At 73.1% G+C, this 21,133-nt stretch carries 24 protein-coding genes; 12 read left to right on the forward strand and 12 right to left on the reverse strand.

Annotated features, from left to right (window positions below; genetic code table 11):
- Positions 1-355: 355 nt before the first annotated feature.
- The 4 genes from CKY47_RS03045 to CKY47_RS03060 are packed head-to-tail and all read right to left on the reverse strand — an operon-like array spanning position 356 to position 2,490.
- A complete protein-coding gene (locus CKY47_RS03045; protein WP_306744042.1) occupies positions 356-865 on the reverse strand; it encodes a GyrI-like domain-containing protein in 510 nt (169 codons plus the stop codon).
- Positions 862-1,674: a MerR family transcriptional regulator gene (locus CKY47_RS03050; RefSeq protein ID WP_306744043.1), complete on the reverse strand. Its 813-nt coding sequence runs from the start codon at positions 1,672-1,674 to the stop codon at positions 862-864. Before CKY47_RS03050 ends, CKY47_RS03045 begins: the two co-directional genes overlap by 4 nt.
- A 56-nt stretch (positions 1,675-1,730) precedes the next feature.
- A complete protein-coding gene (locus tag CKY47_RS03055) occupies positions 1,731-2,213 on the reverse strand; it encodes a GNAT family N-acetyltransferase (protein WP_306744044.1) in 483 nt (160 codons plus the stop codon).
- Positions 2,214-2,220: 7 nt separating this feature from the next.
- Entirely contained in the window at positions 2,221-2,490 is a 270-nt protein-coding gene (locus CKY47_RS03060; protein WP_306744560.1) for a hypothetical protein, read from the reverse strand.
- On the opposite strand from CKY47_RS03060, the gene CKY47_RS03065 reads away from it, so the two are divergent.
- Together CKY47_RS03065 and CKY47_RS03070 are read left to right on the forward strand one after the other, a co-directional pair.
- Positions 2,408-3,232 carry a helix-turn-helix domain-containing protein gene (locus CKY47_RS03065; protein ID WP_306744045.1) on the forward strand — a complete coding sequence of 275 codons (825 nt, stop codon included), beginning with the start codon at positions 2,408-2,410 and terminating at the stop codon, positions 3,230-3,232. The two genes, CKY47_RS03060 and CKY47_RS03065, sit on opposite strands and share 83 nt — an antisense overlap.
- The gene (locus tag CKY47_RS03070; RefSeq protein WP_306744046.1) at positions 3,229-3,405 is read left to right on the forward strand and encodes a DUF397 domain-containing protein; all 177 of its coding nucleotides are present in this window, start codon (positions 3,229-3,231) and stop codon (positions 3,403-3,405) included. Before CKY47_RS03065 ends, CKY47_RS03070 begins: the two co-directional genes overlap by 4 nt.
- On the opposite strand, the gene CKY47_RS03075 is transcribed toward CKY47_RS03070, so the two are convergent.
- The 4 genes from CKY47_RS03075 to CKY47_RS03090 all read right to left on the reverse strand — a co-directional run bounded on the left by CKY47_RS03075 (position 3,392) and on the right by CKY47_RS03090 (position 7,934).
- Entirely contained in the window at positions 3,392-4,084 is a 693-nt protein-coding gene (locus CKY47_RS03075) for a hypothetical protein (RefSeq protein ID WP_306744047.1), read from the reverse strand. The two genes, CKY47_RS03070 and CKY47_RS03075, sit on opposite strands and share 14 nt — an antisense overlap.
- Positions 4,085-4,210: 126 nt before the next feature.
- The gene (locus CKY47_RS03080; RefSeq protein ID WP_306744048.1) at positions 4,211-6,028 is read right to left on the reverse strand and encodes a dynamin family protein; all 1,818 of its coding nucleotides are present in this window, start codon (positions 6,026-6,028) and stop codon (positions 4,211-4,213) included.
- On the reverse strand, positions 6,025-6,444 hold the full coding sequence (gene grpE / locus CKY47_RS03085) for a nucleotide exchange factor GrpE (RefSeq protein ID WP_442638261.1): 420 nt from the start codon (positions 6,442-6,444) through the stop codon (positions 6,025-6,027). Before grpE ends, CKY47_RS03080 begins: the two co-directional genes overlap by 4 nt.
- On the reverse strand, positions 6,417-7,934 hold the full coding sequence (locus CKY47_RS03090) for a dynamin family protein (RefSeq protein ID WP_306744050.1): 1,518 nt from the start codon (positions 7,932-7,934) through the stop codon (positions 6,417-6,419). Before CKY47_RS03090 ends, grpE begins: the two co-directional genes overlap by 28 nt.
- 87 nt (positions 7,935-8,021) lie before the next feature.
- Between CKY47_RS03090 and CKY47_RS03095 the strand changes: the two genes are divergently transcribed.
- The 3 genes from CKY47_RS03095 (at position 8,022) to CKY47_RS03105 (ending at position 10,584) form a co-directional block, all read left to right on the forward strand.
- Positions 8,022-8,606 (forward strand): hypothetical protein, encoded by a 585-nt coding sequence (locus CKY47_RS03095; RefSeq protein WP_306744051.1) that lies wholly within the window; start codon positions 8,022-8,024, stop codon positions 8,604-8,606.
- A gap of 145 nt (positions 8,607-8,751) precedes the next feature.
- Positions 8,752-9,918, forward strand: a complete 1,167-nt coding sequence (locus CKY47_RS03100; RefSeq protein WP_306744533.1) for a sensor histidine kinase — start codon at positions 8,752-8,754, stop codon at positions 9,916-9,918.
- Between the two features lie 9 nt (positions 9,919-9,927).
- Positions 9,928-10,584, forward strand: coding sequence for a response regulator (locus tag CKY47_RS03105; protein WP_306744052.1), 657 nt, complete (start codon positions 9,928-9,930; stop codon positions 10,582-10,584).
- 54 nt (positions 10,585-10,638) lie between these two features.
- Here the strand turns inward: CKY47_RS03105 and CKY47_RS03110 are convergent, their stop codons facing one another.
- The 3 genes from CKY47_RS03110 to CKY47_RS03120 form a co-directional block, all read right to left on the reverse strand.
- Entirely contained in the window at positions 10,639-11,574 is a 936-nt protein-coding gene (locus CKY47_RS03110; protein ID WP_306744053.1) for a carbon-nitrogen hydrolase family protein, read from the reverse strand.
- A gap of 68 nt (positions 11,575-11,642) precedes the next feature.
- Entirely contained in the window at positions 11,643-12,554 is a 912-nt protein-coding gene (locus tag CKY47_RS03115) for an SDR family oxidoreductase (RefSeq protein ID WP_306744054.1), read from the reverse strand.
- Positions 12,554-13,123, reverse strand: a complete 570-nt coding sequence (locus tag CKY47_RS03120) for a TetR/AcrR family transcriptional regulator (protein WP_306744055.1) — start codon at positions 13,121-13,123, stop codon at positions 12,554-12,556. Before CKY47_RS03120 ends, CKY47_RS03115 begins: the two co-directional genes overlap by 1 nt.
- 50 nt (positions 13,124-13,173) lie before the next feature.
- Here CKY47_RS03120 and CKY47_RS03125 point away from each other — a divergent pair, with 50 nt between their 5' ends.
- The 4 genes from CKY47_RS03125 (at position 13,174) to CKY47_RS03140 (ending at position 16,998) form a co-directional block, all read left to right on the forward strand.
- Positions 13,174-13,968, forward strand: a complete 795-nt coding sequence (locus tag CKY47_RS03125) for an HAD family hydrolase (RefSeq protein ID WP_306744056.1) — start codon at positions 13,174-13,176, stop codon at positions 13,966-13,968.
- Between the two features lie 237 nt (positions 13,969-14,205).
- Complete coding sequence (locus CKY47_RS03130) at positions 14,206-15,123, forward strand: ABC transporter ATP-binding protein (protein WP_306744057.1); 918 nt, start codon at positions 14,206-14,208, stop codon at positions 15,121-15,123.
- 7 nt (positions 15,124-15,130) lie between these two features.
- Positions 15,131-15,889: a hypothetical protein gene (locus CKY47_RS03135; protein ID WP_306744058.1), complete on the forward strand. Its 759-nt coding sequence runs from the start codon at positions 15,131-15,133 to the stop codon at positions 15,887-15,889.
- Positions 15,890-16,089: 200 nt separating this feature from the next.
- Complete coding sequence (locus CKY47_RS03140; RefSeq protein WP_306744059.1) at positions 16,090-16,998, forward strand: ABC transporter ATP-binding protein; 909 nt, start codon at positions 16,090-16,092, stop codon at positions 16,996-16,998.
- Between the two features lie 17 nt (positions 16,999-17,015).
- On the opposite strand, the gene CKY47_RS03145 is transcribed toward CKY47_RS03140, so the two are convergent.
- On the reverse strand, positions 17,016-18,221 hold the full coding sequence (locus tag CKY47_RS03145; protein ID WP_306744060.1) for a S8 family serine peptidase: 1,206 nt from the start codon (positions 18,219-18,221) through the stop codon (positions 17,016-17,018).
- 229 nt (positions 18,222-18,450) lie between these two features.
- Between CKY47_RS03145 and CKY47_RS03150 the strand changes: the two genes are divergently transcribed.
- The 3 genes from CKY47_RS03150 (at position 18,451) to CKY47_RS03160 (ending at position 21,048) form a co-directional block, all read left to right on the forward strand.
- Positions 18,451-19,047, forward strand: coding sequence for a hypothetical protein (locus tag CKY47_RS03150; protein ID WP_306744061.1), 597 nt, complete (start codon positions 18,451-18,453; stop codon positions 19,045-19,047).
- 92 nt (positions 19,048-19,139) lie between these two features.
- Positions 19,140-19,781, forward strand: a complete 642-nt coding sequence (gene trmB, locus CKY47_RS03155) for a tRNA (guanosine(46)-N7)-methyltransferase TrmB (RefSeq protein ID WP_306744062.1) — start codon at positions 19,140-19,142, stop codon at positions 19,779-19,781.
- A gap of 145 nt (positions 19,782-19,926) precedes the next feature.
- Positions 19,927-21,048, forward strand: a complete 1,122-nt coding sequence (locus tag CKY47_RS03160; protein WP_306744063.1) for a nitric oxide synthase oxygenase — start codon at positions 19,927-19,929, stop codon at positions 21,046-21,048.
- Positions 21,049-21,133: the final 85 nt, after the last annotated feature.

The following is a 21,133-nucleotide window of genomic DNA, read 5'->3' on the forward strand; positions in this document are numbered from 1 at the left end:
AAAGGGATAGACGGAGGTTAGCCGGGTTAATCCCCGGTAACACACATCCACCCTGTCGGCTGCCTCACAAAACCGATTCTGGAATCGATTCAGCACCCGATCACTCTAAAAGTCCGGGTGACCCGCTCTTTAGTCGCGAGAATGCAAGGGCGCGACGGTGCGTCGATCACCACACCGCCAAGTGTCCAGGTCCACCGCTTGTGAGAGCGCTCCCACGAGCGGATGGAAGAATTGCTGCACCGAAAAGTCCGTATTTCTCGAAGGATTCAGGAACGGTCGGCGGACACAACCGGCAGCACTGCCGACGAGGTTGTCGGGCGGTGCTACCGGTTGTGCCGCAAGGGATTCCGGGCGATCAGGCGGACCGCACCGGTTGGCGCAGCAGCGTGCGCGGCGACGGGTCGTCGAAGGGGGTCAGGTAGACCTCGTGGTGCGGGCCGTTGGGAACCAGCCCGTGCTCGGCCATGAACCGGGCCACGACCTCCAGCGACCGGTGCTCCTCGCTGAACGGGCCCTCGTGCAGCAGCTCCACGCACCGCCCCTCGGTGACGGTGGTCAGCCGCACCCGGTCCACCGCCGGGCACGACGCGCGGCCCGCCTCGCGCGCCCGCTCCACCGCTCCGGCGGCCGGCGGCGCGACGGGCAGCAGCAGGTGCCAGCGCCACTGCTCGCGCGGCGCGCGGCGGCCGTCCGGCACGCCCTCCGCCCACCACTGCCCCTCCAGCGGGCCGTGGTCCGCGCCGAGGGCGGCGGCCACGGTGTACAGGCCGGTGACGGCACCGGTGTGCTCGCTGCCACCGGGTTCGCCGAGGCCGGTGACGCTCAGGCAGGTGACGGGGCCGTGCGTGGTGATCGTCGGGGTCACGGGCGCTCCTCCAGGGGGATCATCAGGTGGGTGACGAGCCGGTCGGGCTCGGTGGTCGCGGGATCGGAGACGTAGACCTCGCGGATCGGCCCGCGCAGCGGGTGGCCCCGCTCGGCGCACCAGGCGAGGAGGGCGTGGGCGGTCAGGGGGATCTGGTCGTAGGGGCCGACGTGGGTGGCGCAGGCGAACTCACCGCCGGGCAGCGGTTCCGCCTCCCACTCGGGTGCGTCCCGGCCGGACGGGTGCCGCTCCGACGGGCCGCGCCCCACCACCACCGCGACCCGCACCTCGAAGGCGTCGTCGTCCAGCTCGACCGGGAACAACCCGATCAGCTCCGGCGGACCGGCGGGCGGCACCTCGCGCAGCACCCGGGCGACCGCCGCCGAGGTGGCGCGGGAGACGTCGGCCGGCCCCGCCGCGACCTCGCGGACCACGGCCACCGACCGGGCCGGTTCGGCGACCACCCGCACCGGCGTGGCCGGCAGGCCCTCGACCATGACGCGCTCCAGTGCGGCCAGGGCGCTACGCCGCCGGACCAGCTCCGCCTCGTGCTTCGCGCGCACCTCGTCCAGGACGCCCGGCGCGCCCGAGAGCACGGCGGCGACCACCGGCAGCGGCACGTCCAGCGAGCGCAGCAGCCCGATGGACAACGCCTGCCTGGCCTGCGCGCGCCGGTAGTAGCGGTAACCGGAGGCGGCGTCCACGTGCGCCGGGACCAGCAGCCCCAGCTCGTCGTAGTGCCGCAGTTGCTTGACGCTCAGCCGGCTCAGCGCGGCGAACCGCCCGATGGGCAGGAGATCGGTTTCCACCGGGCCAGCATGGGGTCTCCGGCGGTGGGAGGGTCCAGCGCCGGCGGTTCAGGCGTTCAGCGGTCGAGCCGCTTGTAGTACTGGACCTGCGGGAACGGGGTGAAGCCCGCCTTCTCGTAGGTGGCGCGGGCGGCGGCGTGGCCGGGGTCCCCGCCCGTGCCGACGACCGCGAGGAGCACCCCGGCGGCGCGCAGCCGTTCGACGGCGTAGCCGGTCAGGGCGGTGCCGATGCCCCGGCGCTGGTGCTCCGGGTCGACGGCCAGCATGTGGATCTCGCCGTCGGCGACGCGCACCCCGACGAACCCGACGGCGCGGTCGCCCACGTCGGCGACCCACACCGCCGTGCGCTCCTCGCGGCAGACGTCCTCGACGGCCTTCGCCTGGGCGGTCCTCCACTCCGGGAACAGCGCCTCGTAGACCGGCTCGCCCAGGACGGCGCGGAACGACGCGAAGACCGGGGCCCACGCGCGCAGCGAGAACTCCACGACGACGGGGACGTCGTCGGCCGTCAGCGGTCGGACCAGGGGCGGCGTCGGCACCCCGCCATCATCGCGACACGCGGACCGCTTCCGCACGCGGGTTGTCGAGCGGCCCGGCGGCCAGGTCCGCTTCGGCACGGGCGATGGCCGCGTCGGGGGCGGCGCGGAAGGCCGCGATCTCGACTTCCTCGAGGCTGAAGCAGAACCGGTCGTCCGGGCCGACGCGGCAGACCGTCGAGCGGCTCCAACTCGGCTTGACGCTCGCTAGCCTGCGCCACCAGGCACGCAGGTCGCAGGGCGAAGCCGGAGCGGTGATCGGACGGACAGCGGGCCGCATCAGCCACGTCGAGAACGGGAAGGGCGGCTTCGGCACCGAGGAGTTGACCAGGCTGCTCGACTTCTACGGCGCATCCGACCAGGAGCGGGAAACGGTCCTGGCCTTGGGTTCCGCAGCCCGGCGGCGGGCACCCCGGAGGGGATACGTCGACAACCTGCCGGAGCCCTTCCAGCGCCTCGCCGAACTCCAGGCGGCCTCGGCGAAGATCAGGTGGTACGAGTGCGGAGTCATCCCCGGCCTCGTGCAGTCGCCCGAGTACGTCAGGGCGCTGATGGCGCTGTCGAACGCGATCTACTGGTCGGACTCGGAGGCGGAGACCGTCGAGCGCACCGAATTCCGCCTGGAGCACCAGAGGCGGGTGCTGGAAGCCGGCACCCCCAAGCGCATCGAGGTGGTCTTCACCGAGGACGCCTTGGACAACGTGATCGGGAGCGAGTCGGTGATGCGCGGCCAAGTGCTGCACCTGCTGCAACTCCCGGAGCGGCAACCCGGGCTCGGCATCCGGGTGGTCCCGCGGGGCACTCCGGACAACCCCGCCCTGGGCGGCGGTCTGGTGGTGCTGGACTTCCCCCGGGCACCGGGGGTGGGCTTCGCGACCGTTCTGCACGGCGCGGCCACCTACTACGATCAAGCCGAAGACGTCGAGCCCATGCAGCGGATCTTCGAGCGGGTCGGGCAGTTGGCGCTGGGCCGCGAGGACACCCGGGCACTGCTGATCGACCGGCTGAAGGGGGCCAGATGACCGCCCAGTGGTTCACGAGCAGTTACAGCTCCGGTGGCAGCAACGCCTGCGTCGAGGTGGGGTTCGCCGGCGCGACCGTGGGCGTGCGGGACTCCAAGAACACCGCCGGCCCGGCCTTCGCGTTCTCCGGCCGGGCCTGGCGGGCGTTCGTGCGGCGGGTCAGTTCGGGCTGATCCACTGCCCCGTCACGGAGTCGATGCGCACCACGCCCGACACGGTGACCTTCTGCTCCGCCGGGTCCGCGTCAGCCGCCCAGACCTCGTCGGCGTCCGGCTCGTACTTGCCGTCCGGGCCGATCCGGCCGTGCTCGACCTCGGTCCACTCGTCCTCGCCGGTGTGCTTCGACACCGTGACCTCGCCGTCCCGCGTGATCTCGGTGGCGATGTCGGCGCTGCCGTCCCCGTCGGAGTCGGTGAACAGCCAGGTGTCCCCGTCCTCGTCGCGCACGACCGCCGTGTCGGCCCGGCCGTCGCCGTCCGTGTCCTCGGTGGCGGGGCCGACCTCCTGCACGCCGCCGTCCTCGACGTCGACGGTCATCGACTTGCCGTCGTTGCTGTTGGTCTGCTGGTCGCGGTCGTCCGCGGGGTCGACGGCGACCCAGTCGCCGGACTCCTCGTCGAACGTCGCCTGCGAGGTCAGCTCGCCGTCGGCGTCGAACGTGCTCATGAGGTCGGCGTCGCCGTCGCCGTCGGTGTCGCTGAACGCGAGGTGCCCGCCGTCGTCGGTCTCCACGACCGCGCTCTCGTCGACCCCGTCCTCGTCGAGGTCGTAGGTCGCCTCGGCGGTGTACTCCTCGTCGCCGACCGTGACCTTCAGCTCGCCGTCAGCCGCGCCTGTCTCGTCGATGTACACCGTTCCCACCCTCCCGCGTTCGTGCTGGTTGGACTCACGTTATGCCCGTTCGGTTCCGCCCGGGTAGTTCTCGCCGCACCGACACCCGGACGCCGGTCGCCGCCGTGCCGCACCGCGACGACGGCGTCACGCGCGGTCGCGCACGGCCCTGATCCGGGCCAGCAGCTCGTCGACCTTCGCCCGTCCGGCGGTCAGCTCGGCCAGCCGCTTCGCCACGGCCTGGAGCGCCCGCGTCCGCTCGCCGGCGCCCATCCGCAGCGCCTTGTCGACCTCGCGCAGCTCGGCCTCGATCGCGTCCACCCGCTTGCCCAGCGCGTCGTCCAGCGCGAGCGACAGCTGCTGCTCGGCCTCGATCAGCTGCTCGGCCACCAACTGGTCCAAAGTGGACCGGGCGTCGGCGATGGCGTCGGACAGCCACTGCTTGAGGTGCTGCTTGTCGGCCGAGTGCTTGCGGGTGCGCGCCATCCACCAACCCGCGCCGAGCCCCAGCACCAGCGTCACCGGCAGCACGACGGGGTTCAGCGCGGCCACGCCGAGGCCCGCCAGGGGCAGCGCCGCGAGCCGGCCCGCGCCCAGGCCGCCGGACACGCCCATGAACACCAGCAGCTTGTCCTCGGCGGTCGGCGCGCGCTTCTCCGGTGGCCGCAGCACGACCGGCGGCGTCACGCCGCGCGCGAACTGGCCGCGGATCACGGCCAGCTCCTCCGGGGAGAACAGGTCGGCCAGGGCGGCATCGGCGACCCGCGCCAGCCGGGTGCCGAGACCCGCGCTGATCCGCCCGGACACCAGCTGCAACGAGGTGTCCACCTCCTGCGGCAGCGCGGCCAGCCGGTCGCGGTCGGCCGCGTCGATGGCCGTGCGGAACCACGTCTGGAGGTCGCGCACCTGCCTGCTGACCTCGTGCGAGCCCTCCACGCGGGCCCGCTGCACCTCGCTGCGCAGCCTGACCTGCCAGCTCCGGGTGGACGACCGGCGCTGCGAGTTCAGCTCGTCGCGCCGCCCGCGCAGCGCCTCCGCCTCCTCCTCGCCGGACGACAGGGCGCGCTTGTCGGCCTCGCCGCGGGCGATCAGCTCGTCGAGCACGGTGGCCAGCGCGCGCAGGCCGTTCGCCTCGCCGAGCATCGCGGCCCGGCCGACCACCAGCTCCTGGAGCGCCGCCTGGAGCTCGCCGACGCCCGACCGCTCGCGCAGCATGGCCGCCGCGTCGGGGTTGGGCGCCTGGGCCGCCAGCTCGAACATCCGCGACGACACGGGGTGGAACACCGCGCCGCGGAACCGGGGCGCGTGCTCGGCGAGCAGCGCCTGGTCGGCCTCCAGCACCTGCCGCCAGCCGCGGAACCGGTCGACCTTGGTCAGCGCGAACACGACGGTCTCGACGCGTTCGCCGACCGTGCGCAGGAAGTCCAGCTCACCGCGGGTGAACGGGGCGGAGGCGTCGACCACGAACAGCAGCGCGGTGGCCGTGGCGGCGGCCTCGGCGGCCAGCTCGCCGTGCGCCGAGTCGAGCCCGCCGACACCGGGCGTGTCGACCACCGACAGGCGCTCCAGCAGCGGGATCGGGGCCTCCACCTCCACGTACCGGGGCGGCAGCATCCCCTCGGGCAGCTCGTGCGCGGCGGACACCCAGTTGACCATCTCGGACCGGTCGAACGGCACCGGCGACATCGACCCGGCGTAGCAGGCCCGCCCCGACCACTCCGCGCCGTGCCGGAACACCAGGTACGTCGCGGTCGCCACCTCGGCGTCCACCGGTGACAGGCCCGGCGTCGCGAGCAGGGCGTTGACCAGGGACGACTTCCCGCGGTTGGTCTCACCGACGACGACCACGGACGCGGGGCCGCTCCGCTTGGCCTCGACGAACGACGCCGCCGCGGGGTCGAGCGCCCGGACGAGCGCGGTCAGCTTCTCCCTGGTCTGCCGCACCACCTGCGGGAGGCTCGTCATCGCGACGTGTAGACCGTGACGACCGGGGCGCGCAGCGTCCGCCCGCGGTCGGCGAACCCGACCACCTCGGTCTCGGCGACGACGCCGTCGAGCGACACGTCCTCCGTCGGCACGGTGCCACCCGCCTCGTGCCGCGACGGGTCGAACCGCTCCCCGTCGGGGCGCAGCGCGGTCACGCCGATGCCCGCCAGCCCCTCTTCGAGCCGTTCCACGACCCCGGAGCTGCGGGCGCGGTCCAACGCGTAGAGGCAGAGCTGCACGAGCGCGCGCCGCTCTGCCAGCGCCTGGTCCAGCAGCTCACCGGCGATGAGGGTCTCCACACCGTCGTCCGACGCCGCCGAGCCGCCCTCAGTTCCGTTCCCCCCCGGTCCGATTCCCCCTGGTCCGGTCATCGCCGCCCCCGCAGTTGTTGCCACATCAGGAAGTACGCCCGGTGCACCACGTGCGCCACCCGGCTCTGCGCGGGCGTGGCGCCGAACGAGGCGAAGGACCGCCACCAGCCGGCCCGCTCCAGCGCGTACGCGATCAGCTCCTGGTGGGGCCGCCCGCGCATGCCCAGCTGCTCGGCCAGGTCCGGCGAGCTGCCGAACCTCAGCACTTCCTCCACCAGGTCGTTCGGCATCGCCACGGCCCCGGACGCGACGAGCGTCAACGCCTCCAGCAGCCGCAGCTGGTGCGCCTCCGGCTTGGCCAGCAGCACCTCGATGGCGTCGTGCACGCGCTGCCGCTCGCCGGGGTCGCCCGAGGCGGCGGCCAGGGCGGTGACGGACGCCAGCGCGGCGGCGGCCTTGATGCCGTCGGCGCGCGACCGGAACACCGCGTTGAGCTTGGCGCGCACGCCGTGCAGGCCGGACGAGTCCAGCAGCGTGCGGCGCAGCGCCCCGGCGGTGATGCCCGGTTCGGCGTCGAGCGCTTCGAGGGCCTTGCCGATGCCGTACAGGTCGAGCTTCTCCAGCAGCCGGGCGCGGGTGCCGGCGGGCACGTCGCACTCCCAGGTGGTGAACAGGTCGGCCGAGATCAGCATGGTCCCGCGGGTGGCGTCGTCCAGCTCGGCGAGCTTGCGCAGCGCGTCGGCGTCGGCCGAGGTGAAGCCGCCGGTCTCGGTGGACTCGGCGATCAGGCCGATCACCGGCAGCACGTCCGCGACGCGGGGCTTGAGGGTGAGCGCCTGCCGCTCGGCGAGCAGCACGGCCGCCTTCCACGTGTCGCCGTCCGCGCCCTCGACGGTCTCCGGGGCGATCGTGTCGGCCTTGTTCAGCACGGCGATCGCGTTGACCGGCCCCGCCTCGCGGCTGGCCGTGGCGGCGGTGAACGCGGCCAGCGCCTGCTGGTCGTCCTGCCGCACGCCCTGCGTGACGACGTACAGCACGGCCTCCGCTCCGGCGACGGCGTTGCGCGACACCGGGTCCAGCTCGCCGCTCAGCAGCGCCTCCGTGCGGGCGACCGACGCGGCGTCGAGCGAGCCGAGGCCCGGCGTGTCGATCACCGTCAGGTCGCGCAGCACCGCGTTGGTCAGGTAGGCCTCGACGTGCGACACGCGCTCGACGTCCACGCCCAGGTCGGGCGGGATGGAGCCGTCGGCCTGGAACGGCAGCACCTGCTTGCGGCCGTCGGTGAACACGACCTCGACGCGGTCCACCGTGCCGTACTGGAAGCGGGTCACCAGGCGGGTGCACTCGCCCACGTCCGTCGGCGCGACCCGCCGGCCGATCAGCGCGTTGACCAACGTCGACTTGCCGGACTTGATCCGGCCGGCGACGGCGACCTGCAACGGCGCGGACAGCCTGCGCAGCACCTCGCGGAACCCGGCGGCGGTCGCCGGGGACACCTGCGGCCCCAGGCCGACGCAGAGGTTCGCGACGGCCGCCGAGAGCGGGCCGGCGAGCTGCTGGGCCTGGGCTGTCACGCCGGGAATCGTGCCACGTGCGGGTGACCACCGGTTTGTGAACGTCCCTTTCAGGGTATTTCCGGCGCTGACGAGGGAGGTCACGTCATGGAACAGGGCTATGCGGTGTTCCTGCTGCTCGGCGTGGTGCTGGTGCTGATCGACGGCCAGTTGATCTACCGCAGCGGCAAGGGCTACATGAACCGCGCGTACGGCGATCCCGAGGCGGCCAGGTCGATGACCCGCCTCGCCACCGTTCTCTTCCACCTGGTGGTGCTCGGCATGCTGGCGCTCGTGTCGATGATCTCCGTCGACACCGGCGACCCGGTCAAGAACGTCGTGATGAAGCTCGGCATCATGCTCCTGGTGCTGGCGCTGGTGCACGCGGTGACCATGGTCATCCTGGGCCGCATCCGCGACCGGCAGCTCCAGCAGCAGCTGGCCGACGAGATGGCCGAGGACCACCGGCAGTTCGACCAGGCGCACCGGGTGCCCGCGCAGAGCCGGGCCGAGCCGCTCGCCTACCCGACGACGACGTCGCCGGCCGCGGGCGCGCCGACCGCCACCCCGGTGGACCCGCCCGCGGCGAGCGCGCCCCTGGCGACGCCCGCCCCCGGGACCACCGCCACCCCGACCGCGGCGCCGACCCCCGAGCAGCAGGTCGACCCGACGCAGGTCAAGACGATCCGGTAGGCGGGACCTCCCGGCGTCGCCCGCTCGTGCCCGGTCCTCCAGGCGGCTCATCCCCCTGGAGGACTAGGCGCGGTCAGCCCGTGGCGCGACGCGCGCGAGTTCGTCGGATACCTAACCTGGTCCAGTGCGACGGCTGAGCCTGTGGATGCGAGCGCACCCGGTGTTCGGGGACTCCCTGATCGCCGGGGTGCTGTTCGTGTTCGACCTGGGCGTGGTGGCCGCCGCGTCGGACTTCGTGCCGCCGTCCACGCTCCTGTTCGTCGGGGCCGTCCTGATCGTGCCGATCGTGTTCCGGCGCAGGTACCCCCTCGGCGCGGCCTACACCATCCTCGCCGGCGGCGTCCTCCAGCTCCTCACTCACGGGGACGTGCACAACGGCGGCATCCCGTTCCGCGGGGGCGACTTCGCGCTGGCCGTGGCGCTCTACACGGTCGTGGCGTACGTGGGGCGCAGGCAGGGCCTGCTGTACGCGATCTGGTTGGCCGTCGGCACGTTCACGTGGGCCTCCTGGCGCATCGGCGGCGGCATCGACACCGCGTTCATCGTGTTCGTCATCGCCGTCGTGTTCGGGTTCAGCTGGGCGATGGGCGAGTTCGTCGGCGCGCGGCGGGCGTACCACTCGGAGCTGGAGCAGCGGCTCAAGCTGCTGGAGACCGAACGCGACCAGCAGGCGCGCATCGCGGTCGGCGCGGAGCGGTCGCGCATCGCGCGCGAGCTGCACGACGTGGTCGCGCACGCGGTGAGCGTGATGGTGGTGCAGGCCGACGGCGCGGGGTACGCGATCAAGACGAACCCGGAGCTGGCCGAGGCCGCGATGAGGACCATCTCCGACACCGGTCGGCAGGCGCTGACCGAGCTGCGGCGGCTGCTGGGCGTGCTGCGGTCGGAGGACCAGTCGAGCACGCAGTGGGCGCCCCAGCCGGGCGCGGGCGAGCTGCACGAGCTGGCCGAGAACCTGCGCGCGGCGGGGCTGCCGGTGCGCCTGGAGACGGCGGGCGACCTGAGCGCGCTGCCCGCCGGCCTGGGGCTGGGCGTCTACCGGATCGTGCAGGAAGCGCTCACCAACACGTTGAAGCACGCGGGCTCGGGCGCCTCGGCGACCGTCCGCGTCACCCAGGCGGGTGATCACGTGGACGTGGAGGTGTCCGACGACGGGTTCGGCACGCCCCACGACCTCGTCGCGGTGTCCGGCGGCAACGGGCTGATCGGCATGCGCGAACGCGCCGGCGTGCTCGGCGGCACGCTGGAAGCGGGCCCCAACCCCGGCGGCGGGTGGCGGGTTCGCGCGGTCCTCCCACTGGTGCCGTCATAGGGTGGTTTCGTGATCCGGGTGCTGCTCGTCGACGACCAGGAACTCATGCGCATGGGCTTCCGGATGGTGCTCGGCGCACAAGAGGACGTGGACGTGGTCGGCGAGGCCGGCGACGGGCTGGACGCCGTGCACATGGCGGCCTCGCTGAGGCCGGACGTGGTGCTGATGGACGTCCGCATGCCCGTGCTCGACGGCGTGGAGGCGACCAAGCGGATCGCCGAGGCGGGCACCGCGAAGGTGCTCGTGATGACCACGTTCGACATGGACGAGTACGCGCTGTCGGCGCTGCGGAACGGGGCGTCCGGCTTCCTGCTCAAGGACACGCCGCCCGGTGACCTGGTGTCGGCGCTGCGCGCGGTGGCCAGCGGCGACGCGGTGGTCTCGCCGTCGGTGACGAAGCGGCTGCTGAGCCGCTTCCTCGGCGACGGCGGCGGCGAGCTGCGGGACGCCTCGGTGCTGGAGGCGCTGACCGAGCGGGAGCGGGAGGTGCTCGTGCTGATCGCCAAGGGGCTGTCGAACACCGAGATCGCGCGGAAGCTGTTCCTGTCCGAGGCGACGGTGAAGACGCACGTCGGGCGCATCCTGGCGAAGCTGGAGCTGCGGGACCGGGTGCAGGCCGTGGTGCTGGCCTACGAGACGGGGCTGGTGCGCCCCGGCGACGTGTGAGTCGCCGGCGTTCGATCCCCGGCGTTCGATCCCCGGTGTCCGCTCCCGGGCGCGTCAGTCCGTGAACCGGGCGGGCGCGGCCCGGCGGCGGTCGACGGCCAGGTCGAAGACGTCCGGCCGGCCGAAGCGGGTCGCGTGGTCCTCCCGCTGCCGCCCGCCCCGCACCACGACGGGGTCGACGTCGGCGATCACCAGCCGCTCCTCGCCGGCGACCGGTTCGACCAGCCACCGGCCGTCCGGCCCGGCGATGGCGGACCCGCCGTCGTAGGGCGACGCGCCACCCGCGGCGAGGACGTCGTCGCGCAGCGGGAAACCGGCCGGGACGTCGGCCCGGTCGAGCAGCGCGCCGGCCGCGAGCGAGTACACGCCGCCCTCCCGCGCGACGAACCGGGTGATGTCGCCGGTCAGCCGCGTGGAACCCGGCCAGACGGAGACGTGCAGGTCGGGGGCCTGGGCGTAGAGGGAGTGCCGGGCCAGGGGCGACCAGTTCTCCCAGCAGCACAGGCCGCCGACGCGCAGGCCGCCCGCGTCGTGGACGCGCAGCCCGTGGCCGTCGCCGTCGGCCCAGACGAGCCGTTCCTCGGCGGTCGGCACGAGCTTGCGGTGCACGCCGACCACGCCGCGCGCCGGGTCGATGGCGAGCAGGGTGCAGTGGACGGCGCGGTGCACGGGGTCGCGCTCGGCGATGCCCAGGTAGGTGAAGACGCCGTGGTCGCGGGCGGCCTCGGTGATCAGCCGCACCTCGGGACCGGTCACCTCGACGGCGGCCTCCTGGTAGGCGGCGTGGGCGAGCCGCTGGCGCGGGTCGTCGAGCGGGACGCCACCGGGCTGGGTGAGCCAGAACGGGTAGCCGGGGAGGAAGGCCTCCGGGAAGGCGACGAGGTCCACGCCCCGCGCCGCCGCCCGGCCGACGAAGTCGACGACCACGCGGACGCCCGCGGCCACGTCGAGCCACGGGCAGCGGACCTGGGCGGCGGCGACGCGGATCACGCCGACACGCTATCCGGCGGGTCCCGCCGGATCGGGTCGTCCGCACCCGATCCGGCGGCGACCGCGCCTCAGCGGTACTCCGAGGCGTCCGCCGTCGTCGGGTCGACCCCCGCCTTGAAGACCTCCTCGTACCACCGGCCCCAATCGGGCCGCGAACCGTCGAGGTCGGTGAAGCCGTACTCCCGCATGAGGGTCCACGACGCGAGCGCCCGGCCGGTGAACCGGTGCCGGTCCGGGTCGGCCGCCAGCGCCGCGATGCCGCGCCCCACGTAGTGCGGCGTCTCGGACATCGCGTAGTGCGGCTCCTTCGCGATCGCGTCGCGCCAGTTCTCCTCGGTCACGCCGAAGTGCTCCAGCATCTGCTCGGACCGCAGGAACCCGGGCGTGACGGCGACCGACGTGCCGCCGAACGCCTCCAGCTCCTTCGCCATCACCGTGCCGAACCGCCGGATCGCGACCTTGACCGAGTCGTAGGCCAGCGACTGGGCGTAGTACTCGTCGTCGTCGCCGTCGGTCACCTCGACCAGCAGCCCGCCGGGTCGGCGGATCAGCAGCGGCAGCAGGCGGTGCAGGGTGACCAGGTGCGCCTGGACGCTGTTCCGCCACATCCCCAGCTGCTTCTCCAGGTCCTGCTCCCAGAAGACCCCGAATCGGGTGTCCTGCTCGCCGCCCCACACGTCGTCCACGAGCACGTCGAGCCGCCCGTCCGCCTCCGCCTCGACGCGGTCGCGGAACGCGTCCACGTCGGCGGGGTCGGTGAAGTCGCAGCGGACCGCGACGCCCCGCCCGCCGGCGGCCGTGACCAGCTCCGCCGTCTCCTCGATCGTCTCGTCCCGGTTGATCGGGGACTTCCGCTCCCGCGTCGACCGGCCGCCGACGAACACCGTGGCGCCCGCCGCGCCCAGCTCCACCGCGATCGCCCGCCCCGCGCCCCGGGTCGCCCCCGTCACCGCGGCGACCTTGCCCTGAAGATCGGCCATCATCTCCCCTTCCACGCGTCCAGCACCGCGTCCACGTCCTCCGCCAGCCGGTCGACCAGCGCGCCGCGCGGCCGGACCGACCAGTCCATCGACACCCCGTAGACCAACCCCGTGAGCACCCGCGCCGCGCGTTCCGGGCCCGGGCCGCGCGGCAGGTCGACCCGGCGGGTCAGCTCCAGCACGGTCTCCCCGGTCACCTCGTACAGCCGCGCGAGCAGCGCCCGCAGCTCCGGGTCGATCAGGTCGACGCCGAGCTGCGCCAGGTGGTTCTGGGCCTCGGCCGGGTCGCTCATGCCGTCGAGCCAGGTGAGCAGCGCCGCGCGCAGGCCGGCCAGGGGGTCGAGCCCCTCGGCCGCCTCGTGCATCCGCCGGACGACGTGCTCCGTCGTCTGCCTGGTCAGGGCCTGGAGCAGGCCCGACTTCGAGCCGAACCGCTGCGCCACCGTGCCCACCGACACACCCGCCCGCGCGGCCACCTCCGCGATGGTGAAGCCCGGCCCCCGGAGGCCGATCACCTCGGTCGCCGCGGTCAGGAGGCGCTCGTCCGTGATCGTCTTCGGTCGTGCCACGCGGTTATTGAACCACGGTTCATTAATTGTCGGCCAGTAGGGTGGTGACAGTGACCTGGAGACCGCGGCTCATCGCCCTCGACATCGACGGAACGATCACCCCGGTGGGCCGCGAGGAGGTCGCGCCGGCCGTGCGCGCCGCGATCCACCGGGCCGTGGACCGCGGTGCCCACGTGGTGCTGTCCACCGGGCGCAGCCTGATCGGCACCCGGCCGATCGTCGACGACCTCGGCCTGCGCGGCACGACCGCGATCTGCTCCAACGGCGCGGTGTGGTGGGACACGACGTCCCGCGAGGTGGTCCGCAAGGTCGCGTTCGACCCGGGCCCGTCCGTGCGGCGGCTGCGGGCGCTGCTGCCCGACGCGGTGTTCGCGGCCGAGGTGACCGGCGTCGGCAACCTCTCCCTCGGCCGCTTCCCGGACGGCGACCTGTGGGGCGACGTGCGCGAGGTGTCCCACGACGAGCTGGTCGCCGAGCCCACGCCGCGCCTGGTCGTGCGGTGGGTCGGCCGCACGCCCGAGGAGCTGGCGCTGCGCCTGGTGGACGTCGAGCTGCCGGGCGTCACCGCCTCGCACGACCACACCGAGCCGTGGCTCACCCTCACCCCGCCCGGCGTGACGAAGGGCGCGGCCCTGGAGGACCTGCGGCGCGCGCTCGGCGTGGCGGCCGGGGACACGCTGGCCATCGGCGACGGCGACAACGACGTGGAGATGCTGCGGTGGGCCGCGCACGGCGTGGCGATGGGGCAGGCGCCGGTCGCCGTGCGGCAGGTCGCGGACGCGGTCACCTCGACCGTCCTGGAGGACGGCGCCGCCGCCGTGCTGGACCGGTACTTCGCGGCCTGACCGGCGGGTCGGCCCGACCGGCCGCGTCGACCGCACACCGCGGGGCCTCCCTGAGAGCGGCCGGACATCGACCCTGGGTACGACTCAGGGTGATCACGGATTACTACAACCGAGGTAGCGGTCACGATAAGACTGAAGTCGCACCCACGAGTCAACTACAGACCGATGCGTAAGACCCCCTGGACCGGGCAAGGTTCTACCCGAACTCGGGGGATGTGTCCGTCCAGGGGAGAGAACATGATCGAGGCTGTCGGCCTCACCAAGCGCTACGGGAAGACGGTGGCGGTGGACAACCTGTCGTTCGCCGTCGAGCCGGGTCGGGTCACCGGCTTCCTCGGCCCGAACGGCGCGGGCAAGTCCACCACCATGCGGATGATCCTCGGCCTCGACCGGCCGAGCGCGGGCAAGGTGCTGATCGGCGGCAAGCCGTACCAGCAGCTCGACCGGCCGCTGCGCACCGTCGGCGCGCTGCTCGACGCCAAGTGGGTGCACCCGAACCGGTCGGCCAGGGCGCACCTCCAGTGGCTCGCCAAGTCGAACGGCCTGCCCGACCGGCGGGTGGACGAGGTGCTCGACCTGGTCGGCCTGACCAAGGTCGCCAAGCGCCGCGCCGGGTCCTACTCGCTCGGCATGTCGCAGCGCCTCGGCATCGCCGGGGCCCTCCTGGGCGACCCGAAGGTGCTGCTGTTCGACGAGCCGGTGAACGGCCTCGACCCCGAGGGCATCCTCTGGATCAGGCAGTTCATGCAGGGCCTGGCCGCCGAGGGCCGCACCGTGCTGGTGTCGAGCCACCTGCTCTCGGAGATGGCGGTCACCGCGCAGGACCTGGTGGTCATCGGGCGCGGCAGGCTGATCTCGCAGTCCACCACGACGGAGTTCATCGAGCGGTCGACCGAGAACACCGTCCGGGTGCGCAGCCCGCATGCCGACAAGCTGGGCGCGATGCTCGTCGACAAGGGCTTCACGGTCCGCGAGGACGCCGACGCGTCGCTCACCGTGTCGGGCGCGTCCAGTGACCAGATCGGGGACATCGCCGCCGCCAGTGGTGTCGTCCTGCACGAGCTGAGCCCGCAGCACGGCTCGCTCGAACAGGCCTTCATGCAGCTCACCGGTGACTCCGTCGAGTACCACGCCGAGATCGCCCAGGGGAAGTGACACCGCGATGACTCTGCTCGCCGTTGAACGGATCAAGCTGTTCTCCACCCGCTCGCCGTGGTGGTGCATGCTGCTCGCCCTCGGGTTGACCGTGGGCCTCACCGCCCTGATCTCGGCCAACTGGACGGGGCCGCTGCCGGTGATCGGCGCGGTGTTCACGCACACGTTCGGCCTGTACGTGATCATGGTGATGGCCGCGCTGGCGGTCACCACCGAGTACCGCTTCGGCACCATCAGGTCGACGTTCCAGGCCGTGCCGGACCGCATCTCGCCGATGATCGCCAAGGCCGTCGTCGTGATGCTGCTCGCCGGCCTGGTCGGCGAGGCCGCCGCGTTCGGGTCGTGGGGCCTGAGCTGGCTGCTCGCCGACGACACCTCGCAGCTCGCGCTGACCTCGGCCAACGACTGGCGGCACGTCGCGGGCGTCGGCCTCGTCTACGCGGCGGGCGCGCTGCTCGCCCTCGGCGTGGGCGCGCTGGTGCGGCAGACCGCGGGCGCCGTGTCGATCATCCTGGTGTTCGCGCTGGTCCTGGAGAGCGTCGTCGGGTTCATCCCGAACATCGGCGACGACATCCAGAAGTGGATGCCGTTCACCGTGGTCAGCAAGTTCATCTTCGGCGACCCGGACCCGAGCGCCATCCCGGACGGGGCCGGGCCGCCCGCCATCGGCGAGCTGAGCCCGTGGGGCTCGCTGGCCTACTTCGCCGGCATCGCCGTCGTGGTCTACGTCATCTCGCTGGTGGTCGTGAAGCGGCGGGACGCGTAAGGGGGAGCGGGCGGCGCGGTCTTCGGGGGTCGCGCCGCCCGGCACGGGGGAAGGGGGGAACCCGGGTCGCCTTTCGGGGAGGTGGCCCGGGTTCCCCCCGCTCTGTTCCCGCTGTGTGGTTCCGCCCGCCGTGTTCCCCCGCTGCGCGGCACCACACCGCTCCAGGTTCGGCACAAGCCCAGATCGGACGGGGAGAAGTCATGATCGAAGCGACCGGCCTCACCAAGCACTACGGGAAGACCGTGGCCGTGGACGACCTGTCGTTCACCGTCGAGCCCGGCCGGGTCACCGGCTTCCTCGGCCCGAACGGCGCGGGCAAGTCCACCACCATGCGCATGGTCCTCGGCCTCGACACCCCCACCCGCGGGCGGGTCACCGTGAACGGCCGGGACTACCGGTCGCTGAAGCAGCCCCTGCGGGTCGTCGGCGCGCTGCTCGACGCCAAGTGGGTGCACCCGAACCGGTCGGCGCACGCCCACCTGCACTGGCTGGCCAAGTCCAACGGCATCCCGCTCGAGCGGGTCGACGAGGTGCTGGAGCTGGTCGGCCTCACCCAGGTCGCCAAGCGCCGCGCCGGGTCCTACTCGCTCGGCATGTCCCAGCGCCTCGGCATCGCGGGCACCCTGCTCGGCGACCCCGACGTGCTGCTGTTCGACGAGCCGGTCAACGGCCTCGACCCCGAGGGCATCCTCTGGATCAGGCAGTTCATGCACCGGCTGGCCGACGAGGGCAAGACCGTGTTCGTGTCGAGCCACCTGCTCTCGGAGATGGCGCAGACCGCGCAGGACCTCATCGTCATCGGCCGCGGCAGGTTGATCGCCCAGACCAGCACCGCGCAGTTCATCAAGGAAGCCACCGAGGACACCGTCCGCATCCGCTCGCCGCACCTCGACCGCCTGCGCGAGCTGCTCGGCGACAGGGCCCGCCTCACCGACTCCGCGACCGGGGACGGCGCGCTCGTGGTGCACGGCGTCGAGGCGGCGGCCATCGGCGAGCTGGCCGCGGCGAACGGCATCACGCTGCACGAGTTGAGCCCGCAGCTCGGTTCGCTGGAAGAAGCCTTCATGCAGTTGACGAAGGAATCAGTGGAATACCACGCGGCCGAATAGGCCGGCGCGTTCGGAATTCACCTCCCCGGACCGGCGTCCCGCCAGAAGTCGTCGTCCGGCGGCGGGATTTCGGTGACCACCGGGACCGGGCCCCGGCGGATTCGGTTCCGCCGCGCCACGACGAGCGCCACCGACACGAGGACGGCCGCCACGAAGGTGGTCGCCACGACGAGGACGGCCGTGCCGGTGCGGACCTCGTCCCCCGCCGGTTCGGTCGGGCTCGGGGCGGCCGCCGGCTCGTCCGACGTGGCCCCGGTGGTGGCCGGGGGCGGGGCCAGCGGGTTGTGCCCGACCAGGGGGACGTCGGCGGTCAGCGCGGCGACCGCGTCCACCTGGCCGAAGCCGGTCGCGTCGTCCCGGCCGGGCGCCTGGAGGTCGGTCGCGGTCGCGACGAGGCGGTTCACCACGTTGCCCGCGTCGAGGTCGGGGTAGCGGGACCTGACCAGCGCCGCGACGCCGGAGACCAGGGCCGTCGCGGCGCTCGTGCCGTCCACGGCGGCGTACCCGGAGGCGGCCTTGGCCAGGGGCAGCGCGGTCACGACGCCCTGCGCGGGCGCGGCCAGCACGGTCTCCGGGCCGATGTTCGAGCCGGTCCACGGCGCACCGCCGGGGACGGTGCCGGACACGGCGACGACGCCCTTGATGTTGGCCGGCGCGCCCACGTGCAGCACGCCCTCGTTGCCGGTGCCGGCGACCACCACGACGTCGCGGTCCAGCGCGTCGTTGACCGCGCGCAGCAGGTCGGGCGTGAGCGTCGCGACCGACGTCAGCGACAGGTTCACCACGTCCGCGCCGTGGTCGACGGCCCAGGTCACACCCTCGGCCACGGACGTCGTGGTGAACCGGTCGCCCTCGGCCCCGACCGACACCGGCAGCACCTTCGCCGCCGGGGCCACGCCCAGCGCGCCGCCGTCCACGCCCCGGCCGGCGATCAGCGCGGCCATCGCGGTGCCGTGGCCGTCGTTGTCGCGCGTGCCGTCCGTGCCGCCCGCCGAGCCGAAGCCGGCACCGGGCAGCAGCGCGCCCGCGAGGTCGGGCGCGGTGGCGTCCACGCCCGAGTCGACGACGGCGACCACGACCCCCTCGCCGCGCGTGGTGGCGTGCGCGGTCGGCACGCCGAGCGCGGCCAGGTGCCACTGCCGCTCCTGGATCGTCTGCGCGCCCGCCGGCGCGGGCGCGCACAACGCGATCAGGACCGCGGTGAGAACCGCTCTGCCCAGCACCCAATTCCCCCTGTGGTCGGCATCACAAATATTCCATGTCGGTCATGTTTCACGGATCTCGGTTGAGGCAACCGGAGCAATCCGTTCGTTAAGAGGTCGTGAACTCCGGCACAGGCCCATGACAAACGCATCGGAAACGGGTCAGATGTAAAGCAACGAATCGTGAGGTGGGTGCCACCCGCACGCGAATTCGGATACCCCCGTCAAGGAACCCCCCGGAGGTGAACCCGTGACGGTGCTTGATCCGGACCTGAACGCCGACCAGTCGGCGACCGGGCCGAAGGAGCTGCCCGGGGAGAAGATGCCCAGGCAACGCGACCACGCCCTCCGCGTCGAACCGATGCTGGCGCTGGAATGGTCGCACGCGATCGAAGCCGCGGGAGCGGTCGGGATCGCGGACTCGCCCGCACAGGCCCGTCGGGCCTGGATCCACCGGGCCGACGAACGACAGGTCCTCACCCTCTTCCGCGCAGTCGGGTCCGACGCCCCCGCCCCCTGGTGGCTGAGGGCACTGGACCGGGGCAGGATCGCCTCGCGCGCGGCGGCCTACGCGATCGAGGACGAGGTGACCCGCCTGCTGGCCCACCGGCCGGGGTGGGTGTTCGTCCCGTGGGCCGACGAGGGCGAGGTCGGCTACTGGGAGTTCGTGCCGTCGGAGAGCGGCGTGTACGGCCCCGCCGAGCCCACCACCGTGCAGTTCACGGACCGGCACCCCGGTTTCGTCGACCTGCTCCCGGCGCACCGGGGCCCCGGTCGGCGCCAAGCCATCGAGTTCACCCCGGCCGAGCTGCGCGAGCAGATCGAGGACCTGGAGAACATCGCCTAGCGCACCACCTAGGCTGTACGCCCGTGACGTCCAGCCAGCAGCGACCGCCCCACCACCGATCCGTCGTCAGCTACGTGCAACGCGGTGAACGGATGACGGTGGGGCAGCAGCGCGCATGGGACCGCCACTGGGAGCGCTTGGGCCAGGAGGTCAAGGCGCTCCCGGCCGGTCCCGTGCACTTCGCCGACTGGTTCGGCCGCGAGGCGCCGGTGGTGCTGGAGATCGGGTCCGGGATGGGCGAGACGACCTCGCAGCTGGTCGCCGCCGCGCCCGAGCTGAACTACGTGGCCGTCGAGGTCTACAAGCCCGGCCTGGCGCAACTGCTGCTGCGCGCCGAGGCGCTCGGCGTCGAGAACCTGCGGGTCCTGCGCGGTGACGCGGTCGACCTGCTCACCGACCACGTCGAACCCGGTTCGCTCGCCGGGGTGCGGATCTTCTTCCCCGACCCGTGGCCGAAGAAGAAGCACCACAAGCGGCGGCTCGTGCAGCCGGAGTTCGTGCGCCTGGTCGCCACCCGCCTGCGGCCCGGCGGCACGCTGCACCTGGCCACCGACTGGGAGTCGTACGCCGAGCAGATGCTGGAGGTCTGCTCCGCCGAGCCGCTGCTGCGCAACCTGCACGACGGCTGGGCCCCGCGCCCGGACTGGCGGCCGGTGACGAAGTTCGAGCAGCGCGCCGTCGAGGAGGACCGGATCAGCCACGACCTGATGTTCGAGCGGAACGAACTCACCTGACCGTGTACTGAAGACACGTCGTCGGGTCGTCGAGACGACGACCCGACGTGGTTCCCTCACCCCTTGGTGTGGTGTTTGTCGATCACCCGTCGTGCCCCGTCCGGCAGTGACGGGTGACCGCGTTCCGCAACTACGGTTGCCGTCCGTGACCTCAGCAGACAACGAACCGGCACCGCTCGACGTGGACGCGGCGGAGGGCTTCCTGCGCATGTTCCACATCGCGCACCCGGAGGCGGGGCCCGTCGGCCCGAGGCTGTGCCGGGTCCGCGACGAGATCGCCGGAACCGGCACCTACCGCCACACCCCGGACGAGCTGGCGTACGGGGCGCGCATCGCCCTGCGCGACAGCGGCTGGTGCACCAGCGGCGTGCCGTGGCGCCGGCTCAAGGTCCGCGACCTGCGCGGCTTCCGCAACGCCGCCGCCGTCGCGGGCGAGTGCGTCGAGCACCTGCGCCTGGCCACCAACGGCGGCGCGATCCGCCCCCTGATCACGGTGTTCGCCCCCGACGCGCCGGGCGCGCCCGGCCCGTGCATCTGGAACGAGCAGCTCGTCCGGTACGCGGGCCACCCCGACGGCACCGGCGACCGCCGCTACACCGCGTTCACCGCGGCGGTGCGGGAGATGGGCTGGCGACCGCCCGGCGAGCCCGGCCGGTTCGACGTGCTGCCGCTGGTCGTGGAGACCGCGCACGAGGGTGCGAAGCTGTTCACCGTGCCGCCGGACGTCGTGCACGAGGTGTGCCTGGAGCACCCCGACCTGCCCTGGTTCGGGCGGCTGGGGCTGCGCTGGCACGCCGTGCCGGTGATCACCGGCATGCGGCTGTCCATCGGCGGCGTCGACTACCCCGCCGCGCCGTTCAACTCGTGGTTCGTCGGCTCCGAGATCGGAGCGCGCAGCCTCGCCGACGAGAACGCCTGCGGCGCCGCCCGGCCCGTGGCGGAGGCGCTGGGCCTGGACACGACGACGGAGCGCTCGCTGTGGCGCGACCGCGCTGTCGTCGAGCTGAACCGGGCCGTGCTGCACTCGTTCGACCTGGCCGAGGTCACCATCACCGACCACCACGCGGAGGCGCTGCACCGCCTGTCCTGGCTGCGCTCGCGGCAGCGCTCCTCGGGCGGCAGGCCCGCGTTCCGCCTCGACCCCGGGGCCGCCCGCCGGGCCCGCGCCGGCGGCCCCGGCCGCTTCGCCCCGGCCCCGGCCGAGACCACCGCCCCCCAGTCGCCCGGCCGCCTCGCCGAACTGCTCCGGCGGCGCGCCGGGGTCTGAGGTCCGCCCCGTCCTTTCGTCAGCGCTGGGAGTCGACCAGCACACCGGCGAGCGCCATCAGCACGAGCACCAGGAGGCCGAGCAC

It is taken from the genome of Saccharothrix longispora (assembly GCF_030852425.1).
GTDB classification, from domain to species: Bacteria; Actinomycetota; Actinomycetes; order Mycobacteriales; family Pseudonocardiaceae; genus Actinosynnema; species Actinosynnema longispora.

Coding starts and splice junctions, on each gene's coding strand:
- CKY47_RS03060 (WP_306744560.1), bottom strand. CDS start 2,490: ATGCGGCCCGCTGTCCGTCCGATCACCGCTCCGGCTTCGCCCTGCGAC.
- CKY47_RS03070 (WP_306744046.1), top strand. CDS start 3,229: ATGACCGCCCAGTGGTTCACGAGCAGTTACAGCTCCGGTGGCAGCAAC.
- CKY47_RS03080 (WP_306744048.1), bottom strand. CDS start 6,028: ATGACGAGCCTCCCGCAGGTGGTGCGGCAGACCAGGGAGAAGCTGACC.
- CKY47_RS03095 (WP_306744051.1), top strand. CDS start 8,022: ATGGAACAGGGCTATGCGGTGTTCCTGCTGCTCGGCGTGGTGCTGGTG.
- CKY47_RS03100 (WP_306744533.1), top strand. CDS start 8,752: ATGCGAGCGCACCCGGTGTTCGGGGACTCCCTGATCGCCGGGGTGCTG.
- CKY47_RS03115 (WP_306744054.1), bottom strand. CDS start 12,554: ATGGCCGATCTTCAGGGCAAGGTCGCCGCGGTGACGGGGGCGACCCGG.
- CKY47_RS03130 (WP_306744057.1), top strand. CDS start 14,206: ATGATCGAGGCTGTCGGCCTCACCAAGCGCTACGGGAAGACGGTGGCG.
- CKY47_RS03135 (WP_306744058.1), top strand. CDS start 15,131: ATGACTCTGCTCGCCGTTGAACGGATCAAGCTGTTCTCCACCCGCTCG.
- CKY47_RS03140 (WP_306744059.1), top strand. CDS start 16,090: ATGATCGAAGCGACCGGCCTCACCAAGCACTACGGGAAGACCGTGGCC.
- trmB (WP_306744062.1), top strand. CDS start 19,140: ATGACGGTGGGGCAGCAGCGCGCATGGGACCGCCACTGGGAGCGCTTG.